Below are 11,856 nucleotides of genomic sequence, written 5' to 3'. Positions count from 1 at the left end.
GCATGCCAGAAGCCGCCGAGACGTTCTGGGGTCTCGTCGATGCGGTAGCCGAAACACATCCGCACCGAGTGGTGCTCTGCGACGACTACGGTCGCAGTCTCACCTGCGTCCAACTCCGGGACGAGGCGCTGCGGACCGCCGCGGCGCTGGCGCAGTCCGGGGTGAGGGCAGGCACCGTGGTGTCCTGGCAGCTACCGACCACGCTGGAAACCATGATGGTGATGGTGGCGCTTGCGCGATTGGGTGCAGTGCAGAACCCCATCCTCCCGATCTGGCGTGAGAGCGAAGTCCGGTTCGTCACCGAACAACTCGCGACCGAAGTGTTGATCGTTCCCGGCCGCTGGCGCGGATTCGACCACACCGCGCTCGCGCATGCGGTAGCGGACGGACGGGCGATGTCGGTAGTGGTCATCGACCACGACGCGCCGGCCACCGGCCGGCTTCGGTTACCTGACGGCGACCCCGCCGCGCTCCCGGACCCTCCTGCCTCCGCGGAAGACCCGCGCTGGATCTACTACTCCTCGGGTACCACGGCCGCGCCGAAAGGCGCTCGCCACTGCGATCGTTCGGTGATCGCCGGTTCTGCCGGGGTGGTCGGCATCGTGGGGATGTCCAGCAGCGATGTCAACCCGATTCCCTTTCCCATTTCTCATATCGGCGGTGCCGCCATGTTGGCGGCCAGCCTGCGTACCGGAATGCGATTGGTGCTGTTCGATTTCTTCGACCCCGCGTCCACGCCGCAGGCGGTGGCGGCGCACCGCCCCACGCTATTGGGCACGGCGACCCCCTTTTTCGTCGCTTACATGGCGGCGCAACGGGCGCACGGGGCCGAACCGCTCTATCCCGATCTGCGCGGCTGCGTAGGCGGGGGCGCGCCGATCACCGCGGAGCTGGGCAGGCAGGTGCGTGAAACGTTCTGCGTGAACGGCGTCGCCAACTCTTGGGGCCTGACCGAGTTCCCGGTCGCGACATCGCAAACACCCGAGGCCGCCCCCGACCTGCTCGACCGCACGGTCGGGCGCCCCGTTGCCGGCGTCTCGGTACGGGTCGTCGATGACAACGGGAGCGAGGTCGCCGTCGGCGCGGAGGGTGAACTCCGCCTCAAGGGACCCCAATGTTTCCTCGGATATGTCGACGCCTCGCTGGACGCCGCGGCATTCGATGCCGACGGGTGGTTCCGCAGCGGAGACCGGGGACGCATCGACGCCGACGGCAACGTCATCATCACCGGCCGGATCAAGGACGCGATAATCCGCAACGCCGAGAACATCTCGGCCCTCGAAATCGAGGGTGCGTTGGCCACCCATCCCGCGGTCGCCGATGTCGCAGTGATCGGGGTGCCCGATCCTCGCACCGGAGAACGGGTTTGCGCCGTCGTGGTCGCGCAGCCCGGCAGCGACGTCACGCTCGGCGTGCTGGCCGAGCATTGTCAGGCTCAGGGGTTGAGTCACCACAAATTCCCGGAGCGACTCGAGGTCGTGCCGGCATTGCCGCGCAACCTGACCGGCAAGGTCTTGAAGAACGAATTGCGTTCGCGCTTCTCGTAGCCGAGCCGGCATCTCGTCATACGCCGATGAGTTCCTTCAGGTTGCCTCCCATGACCCGTGCGGTGGTGTCGGGCGGGAGCTCCTCGAGCTCTCGCACGAATTCCGCGGGCTCGGCGAGACCTTCCGGGTGGGGGTAGTCGGACCCGAACATCACCCGATCCGCGCCAAGTATGTCGATGAGGTGGGACATGTCCTCTTCGTGGAAGGGATTGACCCAAACATGCCTACGGAACACGTCACACGGATGCTCGCTGAAATCGCGCGGTTTCTTGCGGTACACCCGATCGAAGACCTCCATCAGCCGCTGCGCCCAGGAACCACCGTTCTCGACGACGCCGATACGCAAACCGGGGAAGCGCTCGAACACACCGTGCGCGATGAACGCGGCGAGCGTATCGAAGATGTGGCGGCTCTCTTCGTAGATGAAGCCGCGGAACTTCGTCAATTGGAAACCCTGAAATTCATCACCGCCTTCCCAGTCATTCAGGTAGCGGTCGTAACCGGCGTCGGAATTGTGCATCTGCACCGCGATGCCCGAGGCCTCGACGAGACGCCAGAAGTCGTCGAATTCGGGAAGTGCGGGCGAGCGCGAGGTGCCGTCTTCACGCGGTACCGGCGCGGGTCTGATCAACACGGTCTTGGCGCCGTTGTCCAGACACCATTCGAGCTCCTTGACGCCCTTGGCCGGATCGTTGAGAGAGATTGCGGGAACGGCGAATATCCGGTTCTGGTAGTTGAATGTCCAGTCATCGAGCAGCCAGCGGTTGAAGGCATGGGTGATGGCGTGCGTGAGTTCGGTGTCCGATTTCGTCCGTTCCTCGAGCATGCCTGCTGTCGTAGGGAACATCACCGCACCGTCGACGCCTTGGCGGTCCATCAACGCCAGCCGGAGGTCAGGGCGCCGGAACTCGTCGGGGCAACGGATCGGGTCAGCGAGTTCCCGCAGCGTCTTGCCTTCCGGGTTGATCCCCCGGTAGTAGTCTGCCCACGCGCCGGGGGTGGGAATGACCTCGTAGGTCGGGTTCGGAATGCACTCGGTGACCACACCGAGGATTTGTAGCTTCGTGCGCCCCTTGACCTCAACGAACTTCAGCGCTTCGGAGTACTGCTCCGGGAGGTAGCGGGTGTAGGCGTCGATGGTCTCGTACATATGGTTGTCGGCATCCCAGACCTCGAGTGCTTGTTCATCCGCCACGGTCGACTCCTCCGGTCAGTGCAACGGACATAACTATATCCGAATACGAGAACCGACATTTCCAGGCGGTGGGTCAGAGGCTGGTGTAGTGACCGCCGTCGACACCCAGCGTCTGACCGGTGATGTACCGCGCCGCGGGGCCAATCAGAAAGGCGACCGCCGGTCCGATGTCATGTTCTGGATCTCCGATTCGCCCCAGCGGAATCCGGCGCGAAACCCGTTCTTCCATTGCGGGTTCGGCTCTGATCGCCGCCGTCAGCGCGGGTGAATACGCCAGGGGAGAGACGGCGTTCACGGTGATGAGGTGCGGAGCCCATTCCCGCGCGAGACTTTTGGCGAAGCCGCGCAGCGCGCCCTTCATCGTGGCGTAAAGGGGAAGCGTCGCGCTGCCCTCGATGCCGGCCGGCGAGGTCATGACCAGGAAGGTTCCGCCTTGCTTTCGCAGGGCTTTGAAAGCCGACGTAGCGCAGTGCTGCGCGCCGCGCAGCGACACGGCGAAGTGTTGCTCCCAAAAAGTTCGGTCGACCTCCTCCAGCTGATGCGGCTGGCTGGACAGATTGCTGGTGGCGTTGTGCACCACGGCGTCGAGGCGGCCGGTCGTGGCGACCGCAGCAGCTACAGCGTCGGTGACCGCCGCACCATCGGTAACGTCGCAGCGAGCCCAGGTCGCAGTGTGTCCGCGGGCCGAAATCTGCTCAACCGTGGCGAGTCCCGTCTCAGACCGGGTGGCGACGATCACATGAGCACCTTCCGAGGCCAAGGCCAACGCGATGCCTCGGCCGACACCGCCGCCCGATCCGGTCACCAGGGCCGTCAGGCCGGAGAGAGTCACGGCAGCATCATCGATCCGCCATCGACGATGATCGTTTCTCCGATGAGGTGGTCGAGGTGTGGCTGGAGCAGGAACTTCAACGCCTCTACCACCGAACGCAGAACGGAGTCGTTCACGACGGCGGGAGCGGACAAGTGGCTTGCGGCGCCGGCCAGTTCGGGCGCGAACAGGTGCAGGGGTGCCGCGACGGCGTTGACGGCAACACCTTGCGACGCCCACTGGCGCGCCGCCGATTTCGCCATCGCGCGGATACCCTCGATGGCGGTCGTGTAAGCCACCAGTTGGGTGGCGCCGGCAATGCCGATCGTCGGTAACACCAAGACGATGCGCCCCCGGGCGTGCCGCACCGACAGCCGGGCCTGTTGCAGCGTAGTGAGCGTGTGCCACATCGTTGCATCGACGATGTGATCCCAGCCGTCCGTTCCGAGGGTGGTGAGTAGCCCGGCCTCGGGATCCGCACCGACGACTATGACAACCCCGTCGGCCTGGGGCAGATGCTCCCGGTTGGAGTCTGCGACGGACCCCTGCAGGCTGGCGGCCAGTGCCGCAGGAAGTTCGCCTCGCGGTGTTACGACGACCGTTGTGGCGGACATGTCAGGGGCGCGGATTTGCTGACTGTTTGGCGACACGTTCGTCGTGGATTCTCACCAACTCCCGGAAACCGATGCGCTGATACCGCGGTTTGGGCTGTACGCCCCACTCGTCGCGGGCTGTTCGTTGGCCGGCGGCTTCCGGTGGGCCGCCGAACGGGGGCCCACCCATCGGGTAGGGCTGGTGGCATTCGAGTGAGTCGTCGGAGAAGCGTACCTTCAGCAGCTCACTGCAGATCTCGGTCAGGGACAGCGTGGGCCAGCCGTACCAGACAGCCATCACCGGAACCGTCATCGAGCCTTCGATGACCAATCCGAAGAGACAGATATACAAGCCTCGCCTGAGCCACTTGTGCATCCGTGCCCAGGTGGATGTCGTGCCGATCGGCAGTGTTGCGGCCGGAGCCGTTGATTCCAAGGTGTTTTCAGGCACAGCGGCCCTTCCTCGTTGGTCGGAGGCTAGTCGGTGAAGATCTCCCGGTTGACGGTATGCAGGTATGGGATGGCCAGGAAGGGTGTGATGTAGAAGATGTTGAACGCCCACCAGCCGAATACGGGCAGGCCAACGCCCGCATATCTGACGTCCGCGTACATCGTCATGTTGAAGATGTAGCCGGTCCACAGGACGATCCCGAACCAGCAGGTGACGATCAGCCACTGGTGTCCCCAGCGCTTCATCTGCAGAAACGCGATGGCGGCGGCAATCCGCATCGGGAATGCGATCAGGACGCACACCATGACCCAAGCCTTCTCGCCGGGTGCGCTGGCACCGCCGATCCAAAGTTCGTTGTAGTGCCAGAAGTATCCGGCATCGATCAGGTTGCCCCAGGCGGTGAACACGGTTCGGGTGATCAGGGCGTGGTTGGCGAACAGGTCCAGCGCCCATCCGATGCTGTTGAGGGCGGCGTCCAGAATGACGACGTATCCGATAAGGGTGACCATCGTCGGGCGAACGGAAAGTCCGTCGCGCTGTGCCTTCCGCAACAAGAAAAGTCCGCGGCTGAACACGATTAGGCCAATGGCGCCGAGGACCAGCGTGCCCATCAGAGCGGTGCCCGCGATCAACCATCGGTCGGCTCGGCGTTGCGTCTGCCGGGTCTGATCCTCGTGTTGGTCAATGGCCGGCGACGGACTCAGCGTCATGATCGACTACCAATCCCTGGTCAGGTACATCTGGACTTGGATGGCGAACATCGCGATGAGCATGCCGTAGATGAAAATCTGGAAGGCGATGAGACCGCGTCTGCGCCGTCGATCTTGATCGTCCATGTCCCTGGCCTCATTATCGGTGAAAGAGATTGTGTCGCAGATAGTTCAAAACGTGCCGATGTTCCCCAGCATCCAGTAGAAGAAGGCGACCAGTCCGCACATGACCGCCCATGTCACTGCCATACGGGCCAGCTCCTGCCACATGATCGACACCTCCTGCGTGGAAAGCCCGATTGCCATGTGAGAATAACATCACTCTCGATAATGAGAGTAATAGTTCTCAACCAAGAGGGCACGGTGGGTGAGTGGTTAAGGTTCTGGTGACCGGTGCGTTCGGCTTGGTGGGTACCGAGACGGTAGCGCGACTGCACGAGCGGGGCGTCGCCGTAGTGGCCACCGATCTGTGCACGCCCGGCAATCAGAAGGCTGCGCGCCGCCTACCGGGGGACGTCGATGTGCGCTGGGCGGATCTCACCGACTGCGAACAGGTCGCGGCCCTGCTCACAGCGGTAGCGCCGCAAGTGATCGTTCATCTTGCCGCCGTCATTCCCACCGCGAGCTATTTGAACTCTGCACTGGCCCAGCGCGTCAACGTCGATGCCACGCGATCCCTGCTGACGGCCGCCGAACAGATGGCGCACCGACCGCGCTTCGTCTACGCGTCAAGCGTCGCGGTCCATGGTCCGCGCAACCCGCACCGGAACGAATTGCTCCGCGCCGACTCGCCGCTTCAGCCGGTCGAGTCCTACGGCGCCCAAAAGCTCGAGGCGGAGCGGTCGGTGCGCGCCTCGCAAGTGGACTGGGTGGTACTGCGTCTCGGCGCGGTCGTCAGTACCCGGTTGCAGTCCCTGCCGATCAACGGCGACGTGCTGTTCCTGGAGTGGTCGGCACCCTCGGACGGCCGCATCAACACCGTCGATTCGCGTGATGCGGCCAGCGCCTTTGCGGCTGCCGCAACCTCGGACATCAGCGGGGAGATATTCATGATCGGTGGCGATGCAAGCCACCGGCACTTGCAAGGCGAAATGGGGCCGGCGATGGCGGACGCCATCGGTCTGGCCAACTGCTATCCGGCGGGCCGGCCGGGCGATCCGGAAGACGACCGCGCGTGGTTTGTCTGCGACTGGATGGACACCGCGCGGGCACAGGAGGTGCTTGGCTTTCAAAACCATTCTTGGCCGAGCGCGCTGCAGGAAATCCGTGCGGGCGTCGGCAAATGGCGGTTCGTGTTGGCGGCACTGCGGCCTATCGTCCGGCCGATACTGAAACGGCGGATGCCTTACCGAGGCCTGCCCGGTGTGTACGCCGACCCCTGGACGCTGGCATTCCGGCGGTGGCCCGGCGCTCAGCTCAAGATTGCGCCATGACTCACTGAGTTGCCAGCACCGCCAACTCGCGCTTGACCACCTTGCCGACATCGTTGCGCGGCAATCGATCCACGAACACTATGCGCACCGGGACGCGGTAGGGCGTCAATCGTTCGCGGCACCAAGCCACGAGTTCGGATTCGGTGAGTCCTGGGTCGTTACGCACCACAAATGCCCAGGGCACCTCGCCGAGCCGTTCGTCGGGAACCCCGACCACAGCCGCCTCGCGCACCCCATTCGCGCCGGCGAGCACGTCTTCTACCGCACCGGGAAAGACCTTGAGCCCACCGCGATTGATCATGTCCGACACCCGGCCGTCCAGCCACAGGAAACCGTCGTCGTCAAACCAGCCAAGGTCGCCGGTGTGGAACCAACCGTCGTCGGTCAACCGGTCGAGGAAGCCAGGATCGATCTGGCGGGCCGCGGTGGTCGGCGTGCGTACCAGCACCTCGTCGTCGGCGACCGTCACGTCTATGCCGGGCAGTGGGCGCCCGACGGAACCCAGCTTGATTTCGCCCCATTCGCGCGCATCCGCCGCCGACCAGCCGACCACTTCCCCGCCCAGTTCGGTTTGGCCGTAGGAGTTGAGCACCGTCACGCCGAATTTGTCGCGGAAGCGGCGAGCGTGCGCGGGTGATAGCGGGGCGGTGATCGACCGGACGATCTTCAGTGGGGACAGGTCGGTGACTTCGTCGTCATGTAACACCATCGTCAATGCTGCGGGCGGCAGCACGGTGGAGCGCAACCGATAGCGCTTCACCATTGCGGCGAAATCCGTTGCGGCGAACCGTTCCATCAGCACCACACCCGAACCCGCCCGGAATGCGAACAGCACCTGGTAGATCCCAGCCCACAGAGACAGTGACAGCGGTACCAGGTTCGGCATCGGCGGCCGCCTTTCGTGGTCCGGCAACGGTCTGGCACCGCGGAGTTTCTCCAGTAGGCGGTCGATCAGGTCGAGTACGGTGCCGTGCCGCAGCGGCACCGGCTTCGGCGCACCGGTGGTTCCGGAGGTGAACTGCAGCAGGGCGACGTCGGAGTCGTATTGGCGCAGATCGGTCGGGTGCCGGCCGGTGCAGGTCACCGACCACCCAAAGTCGGCGCCGGTGAGCAGCGTCAGGCCGGATCCCGAGAAGCGTTGCGTGAGTTCGGGGGTTGTGATGACGGCGCGCGGCCGCAGGGTACGCAGCTGGGCGGTGAGTTCCTCATCGGCGGCCCGCGGGTTGAGCGGGGTGTACACCCCGCCGGCGCGCCAAGTGCCGAACAGGGCGGCGACGGTGATCGCGTCGTTGGGCAGCATGGCAGCGACCACCTGACCGGGCCTCAAACCAGAGTCGGCCAGCAGTTCACCGAGCCGTGCGGCGCTGGTGGCCAGGTCGACGCCGGACACGTCGGTGGCCAACGTGTGCACCGCTATGTCGGGAAGGCCGTCGAGCAACTCTGCCAGGTTCACGAATCACTCACCAACGGTTGCCATTCCGGCGGCCTCTTGTCCGCAAACGCCAGTGGGCCCTCGTTCTGGTCCGGGTGGCCCCACATCGATGTCAGATGCTTGGCACCGGCGCGGCAGGCATCCGTCAGGCCGTACTCCAGCGCACCCCACAACGCCCGTTTGGTAGCCCGCATCGCCGCGGGTGAATTCCTGGCGATCTTCTCGGCGAGGGCCTGCGCCGCGTCGCGCAGCCGCTCGGGCGGGTCGACAACCTCGCTGATCATGCCGAGTTCATACGCACGCTGAGCGGTCAACCGTTCATGGCTGCCGACAAGTGCCATCCGCAGCACGGCCTCGGCCGGCATCTTGCGCATCAGGGCGATCGTTTCCAGCGCAGAGACCTGACCGATGGACACGTGCGGGTCGACGAACGTGGCATCCGCGGCGGCAATCACCACATCGGCGTCGGCGACCCAGTGCAGGCCGCCGCCCGCACAGACGCCGTTGACCGCCGTGATCACGGGTTTCCCGACATTGCAGTGCCAGGCGGTGAGTTTCAAATCGAGAGTGCGCATGGTCTCCTGGAACTGCAGCACCGCTTCGCCGTCGAGTTCCTCGACGTCCGCGCCGACCTGAAAGGCGCGCCCGTTGCCGGTATGGACGATCACGCGGACCTCGGGATCGGCGTCCAGTTGCCGCCACGCCCTTGGGAATTCGTTGCGCATCACGGCGTCGTACGCGTTGAGCCGGTCCGGCCGGTTGTTGATGATCCAGCCGACCGGTCCGCGCCGCTCGACGATCAGCCGTTGAAAATTCATAGGACCTCCAGTGCATCCGGGGCCGGGTGCCAGTGCGGAATCCTTTTGTCGCGAAACGCCCGGACACCCTCGGCATGGTCGGGATGGTTGCGCAATCGCCAGATCTCCTCGGCGGCCTCACCGCGGGCCTGGGTGAGGCCGACTTCCAGAGACCGCCACAGCGCTTGCTTGGTGGCGCGCATCGCTGTAGGGGAATTCAAAGCGACGACCCCGGCCAAGCGCGCGGCTGCATTCCGCAACTGGTCGGCGGGGACAACTTCGGACAGGATTCCCAACTCGTAGGCGCGCTGGGCCGAGATGCGCTCACCGGTACCGCTCAGTGCCATTCGGATAATCGCCTCCATCGGCGACCTTCGCAACAGGGTGATTGCCTCGTAAGCCACCGCCTGACCCACCGAGACATGCGGGTCGACGAAAGACGCCGACTCGGTGGCGATGACAATATCGGCGTCGGCGACCAGGTGCAGTCCGCCACCGGCGCACACGCCGTTGACCGCCGCGATCACCGGCTTCCACACCTGGCAGTGCCAGGACGAAATCTTCAGCGTGGCGTCCCTCGTTCGCCGCGAATGCCGGCGCATCGCTGTTTTGTCCCGGGCAACCTGGACGACGTCCATGCCCGTGCAGAACGCCTTACCGTTGGCGGTATTGACGATCACCCGGACCGCGGGGTCGGCATCGAGGTCGGCCCATGCCGCCTCGAGTTCATCGAGCATCAGTGCATCGAAGGCGTTGCCGGCCTCGGGTCGATTCAAGATCAGCCATCCGATGCCGTGTGATTTTTCCACTATCAGCCGCTGGTAGGTGCTCACGAGCGTGGAATATCCTTCCACGGTCGGCCCTTCCACGGGTCCGGCTCCCTGGGCAGACCGAGTACGCGTTCGCCGAGGATGTTCTTGTTGATGTCGGTAGTGCCTCCTTCGGTCGCGTTGGCGAGGCTGCGCAGCATGCCGTGCACCTCGGGCGGCAATGCATCCGGATCATCGGTGGCCGGCCACGCGACGGCGTTCGTACCCAACAAATCGACCATCACGTCCTGGATCTGCTGGTTGAGCGTGGCTTGGTGCACCTTGCCGATCGAGGAGGCGGCGCCGGGGGACTGGCCGGCCGAAAGTGCGGAACGCACACGGGCATTGGTCCAGCCGCGGATCTGCTCTTGGGCCCACAGGCGGATGATCTTGGCCCGGATGACGGGATCCTCCCATCGGCCCGTCTCCTTGGCCAGGGTGATGAGACGTTCGGCGCTGGAGCCGCCGAGCCGTCCCATGCCGCCCGAGCCTGACCCCGACCCCGACACCATCTGCCGTTCACTGGAAAGCGTCGACGCGCTGACCCGCCAGCCGTCGTTGAGGTCGCCCACGCGGTGCGCATCCGGAACGCGTGCACCGTCCAGGAAGACCTCGTTGAATTCGCTCTCGCCGGTGATCTGCCGCAAGGGCCGCACCTGCACACCGGTTTGGTGCATGTCGAGCAGAAAGTAGGTGAGGCCCTTGTGTTTTGGCTGCTGCGGGTCGGTGCGGGCAAGCAAGATCGCGAAGTCGGCCTCATCGGCCCAGGTGGTCCAGACCTTCTGTCCGGTTATCACCCAGTCGGCACCGTCGGGCACAGCTCGGGTGGCCAGCGAGGCAAGATCGGAGCCTGCGCCGGGCTCGCTGAACAGCTGGCACCACTTCTCCTCGTTGCGGACTATCGGCGGCAGGAATCGACGCCGCTGCTCTTCGGTGCCGTGGCTGAAGAGCGCGGCAGCGGTGTTGTTCAGGCCCAACGGGTTGAGCCGGTTGAGGCGCAGTGGGCGCAGTACGTCTTCGATGGCTCGAGCCGCTGCCTCGCTGATGCCTAGTCCACCGTATTCCGGTGCCCAGGTCGGAGCGACCAGGCCCGATCGTGCGAAAGTCGGGTACCACTGCCGATATTCCGCGGCGCTGCGGACCGACCTCAGGGCGCTGGGTCCGGCGGCGGCCGCGGTGCGCCACGCCTCGGGCACTTCGTTTGCGACCCACCGCTCGACGGCCGTGACGACCTCGGCGACGGTGTGGGCGTGGGTCACCGGGAGCCGCGTCATCGGCCCTGAAACTTTGCGTCGCGTTTCTCTCGGAAGGCGGCCATGCCCTCGCGAAAGTCCTCGCTGCGACTGGACAATTCGAGCGCCATGGCTTCGTTCTGCAGATGGCGGTCCAGGTCGAGCCCGTTGCCGCTCTGCAGGAGCCATTTGGTCAGTCCCAAAGCGACGGTGGGCGCGTCACCCAGCCGTGAAACGAGTTCGTCCGCAGCGCATTCCAACTGGCCTTCCGGGACTGCCCGGTGAATGATGCCCCAGTCCGCCGCGGTCGCGCCGGAGATCTCCTGCCCTAGCATGAGCAATTGGCGGGTGCGGACCATGCCGATCAACCGGGGCAGCAGCCAGGCCGCACCGCTGTCCGGCGTAAACCCGCGCGCCATGAAAGGCTCCCAGAAGCGGGCATCCGCGGCGGCGACGCAGAAGTCGGCGGCCAGGGCGATGTGGAAGCCGAGGCCCGCCGTCCAGCCGCGCACTACGGCCACGATCGGCACCTGGGTTTCCAGCATCACCGGGATCAGCCGGTTGGCTTTGTTCGGCAGCCGGCGTTGGGTGCTGCCCACTCTCGGCTTACGGTCGGATTTCGAGTTATTGGCGATCAGGTCGGAGCCGGCGCAGAAGTCGGGGCCCGCGGTGTCAACGCGGATGACCCGCACCGACTCGTCGGTCCCGGCAGCCGCAATGTGCTCGATCATCGCGTCGAGCATGGTGTCGTCGACGGCGTTTCGACGATCGGCACGATCCAGCGTCAGCCGCAGGAGAACTCCGCGTTGTGCGGCTTGCAGTCCGGGTACGCTTTGATACTTCATG

General features: G+C 65.1%; 13 protein-coding genes. 2 read left to right on the top strand and 11 right to left on the bottom strand.

Annotated features, from left to right (window positions below):
• Positions 1 to 2: 2 nt before the first annotated feature.
• Positions 3 to 1,547 carry a class I adenylate-forming enzyme family protein gene (locus tag A5645_RS24255; RefSeq protein WP_065131337.1) on the top strand — a complete coding sequence of 515 codons (1,545 nt, stop codon included), beginning with the start codon at positions 3 to 5 and terminating at the stop codon, positions 1,545 to 1,547.
• Between the two features lie 16 nt (positions 1,548 to 1,563).
• Here the strand turns inward: A5645_RS24255 and A5645_RS24250 are convergent, their stop codons facing one another.
• The 6 genes from A5645_RS24250 to A5645_RS29175 form a co-directional block, all read right to left on the bottom strand.
• Positions 1,564 to 2,697, bottom strand: coding sequence for an amidohydrolase family protein (locus A5645_RS24250; protein WP_065038160.1), 1,134 nt, complete (start codon positions 2,695 to 2,697; stop codon positions 1,564 to 1,566).
• A gap of 118 nt (positions 2,698 to 2,815) precedes the next feature.
• Positions 2,816 to 3,574 (bottom strand): SDR family NAD(P)-dependent oxidoreductase, encoded by a 759-nt coding sequence (locus A5645_RS24245; protein WP_065131336.1) that lies wholly within the window; start codon positions 3,572 to 3,574, stop codon positions 2,816 to 2,818.
• On the bottom strand, positions 3,571 to 4,167 hold the full coding sequence (locus tag A5645_RS24240) for an SDR family oxidoreductase (RefSeq protein ID WP_065131335.1): 597 nt from the start codon (positions 4,165 to 4,167) through the stop codon (positions 3,571 to 3,573). The genes A5645_RS24245 and A5645_RS24240 overlap by 4 nt, the downstream gene beginning before the upstream one ends.
• Before the next feature lies 1 nt (position 4,168).
• Entirely contained in the window at positions 4,169 to 4,522 is a 354-nt protein-coding gene (locus A5645_RS24235) for a hypothetical protein (RefSeq protein WP_155768152.1), read from the bottom strand.
• 101 nt (positions 4,523 to 4,623) lie between these two features.
• A complete protein-coding gene (locus A5645_RS24230; RefSeq protein ID WP_172830600.1) occupies positions 4,624 to 5,307 on the bottom strand; it encodes a hypothetical protein in 684 nt (227 codons plus the stop codon).
• A gap of 171 nt (positions 5,308 to 5,478) precedes the next feature.
• Positions 5,479 to 5,613, bottom strand: a complete 135-nt coding sequence (locus A5645_RS29175) for a hypothetical protein (protein ID WP_301337002.1) — start codon at positions 5,611 to 5,613, stop codon at positions 5,479 to 5,481.
• A 65-nt stretch (positions 5,614 to 5,678) separates the two neighbouring features.
• Between A5645_RS29175 and A5645_RS24225 the strand changes: the two genes are divergently transcribed.
• Positions 5,679 to 6,740 (top strand): NAD-dependent epimerase/dehydratase family protein, encoded by a 1,062-nt coding sequence (locus tag A5645_RS24225; protein WP_065131333.1) that lies wholly within the window; start codon positions 5,679 to 5,681, stop codon positions 6,738 to 6,740.
• Between the two features lies 1 nt (position 6,741).
• Here the strand turns inward: A5645_RS24225 and A5645_RS24220 are convergent, their stop codons facing one another.
• Genes A5645_RS24220 through A5645_RS24200 form a run of 5 tightly spaced genes read right to left on the bottom strand, consistent with a single transcriptional unit; the run spans position 6,742 to position 11,855 of the window.
• Complete coding sequence (locus tag A5645_RS24220; RefSeq protein WP_065131332.1) at positions 6,742 to 8,193, bottom strand: class I adenylate-forming enzyme family protein; 1,452 nt, start codon at positions 8,191 to 8,193, stop codon at positions 6,742 to 6,744.
• Complete coding sequence (locus A5645_RS24215) at positions 8,190 to 8,990, bottom strand: enoyl-CoA hydratase/isomerase family protein (protein WP_065131331.1); 801 nt, start codon at positions 8,988 to 8,990, stop codon at positions 8,190 to 8,192. Before A5645_RS24215 ends, A5645_RS24220 begins: the two co-directional genes overlap by 4 nt.
• Positions 8,987 to 9,802 carry an enoyl-CoA hydratase/isomerase family protein gene (locus A5645_RS24210; protein ID WP_065131330.1) on the bottom strand — a complete coding sequence of 272 codons (816 nt, stop codon included), beginning with the start codon at positions 9,800 to 9,802 and terminating at the stop codon, positions 8,987 to 8,989. Before A5645_RS24210 ends, A5645_RS24215 begins: the two co-directional genes overlap by 4 nt.
• On the bottom strand, positions 9,799 to 11,052 hold the full coding sequence (locus A5645_RS24205; RefSeq protein WP_065131329.1) for an acyl-CoA dehydrogenase family protein: 1,254 nt from the start codon (positions 11,050 to 11,052) through the stop codon (positions 9,799 to 9,801). Before A5645_RS24205 ends, A5645_RS24210 begins: the two co-directional genes overlap by 4 nt.
• Positions 11,049 to 11,855, bottom strand: a complete 807-nt coding sequence (locus A5645_RS24200; RefSeq protein WP_065131328.1) for an enoyl-CoA hydratase/isomerase family protein — start codon at positions 11,853 to 11,855, stop codon at positions 11,049 to 11,051. Before A5645_RS24200 ends, A5645_RS24205 begins: the two co-directional genes overlap by 4 nt.
• Between the last annotated feature and the right edge of the window lies 1 nt (position 11,856).

Source organism: Mycobacterium asiaticum (genome assembly GCF_001673635.1).
Classification (GTDB): domain Bacteria; phylum Actinomycetota; class Actinomycetes; order Mycobacteriales; family Mycobacteriaceae; genus Mycobacterium; species Mycobacterium asiaticum_C.
Note: the sequence above shows the minus strand (reverse complement) of the source record. Positions and strands in the feature narration are given on the sequence as shown.

Bases quoted from the DNA above. Each gene is read 5' to 3' on its own strand.
- A5645_RS24255 (WP_065131337.1), top strand. From the start codon at position 3: ATGCCAGAAGCCGCCGAGACGTTCTGGGGTCTCGTCGATGCGGTAGCC.
- A5645_RS24250 (WP_065038160.1), bottom strand. From the start codon at position 2,697: ATGTACGAGACCATCGACGCCTACACCCGCTACCTCCCGGAGCAGTAC.
- A5645_RS24235 (WP_155768152.1), bottom strand. From the start codon at position 4,522: ATGCACAAGTGGCTCAGGCGAGGCTTGTATATCTGTCTCTTCGGATTG.
- A5645_RS24200 (WP_065131328.1), bottom strand. From the start codon at position 11,855: ATGAAGTATCAAAGCGTACCCGGACTGCAAGCCGCACAACGCGGAGTT.
- A5645_RS24230 (WP_172830600.1), bottom strand. From the start codon at position 5,307: ATGACGCTGAGTCCGTCGCCGGCCATTGACCAACACGAGGATCAGACC.
- A5645_RS29175 (WP_301337002.1), bottom strand. From the start codon at position 5,613: ATGGCAATCGGGCTTTCCACGCAGGAGGTGTCGATCATGTGGCAGGAG.
- A5645_RS24205 (WP_065131329.1), bottom strand. From the start codon at position 11,052: ATGACGCGGCTCCCGGTGACCCACGCCCACACCGTCGCCGAGGTCGTC.
- A5645_RS24215 (WP_065131331.1), bottom strand. From the start codon at position 8,990: ATGAATTTTCAACGGCTGATCGTCGAGCGGCGCGGACCGGTCGGCTGG.
- A5645_RS24240 (WP_065131335.1), bottom strand. From the start codon at position 4,167: ATGTCCGCCACAACGGTCGTCGTAACACCGCGAGGCGAACTTCCTGCG.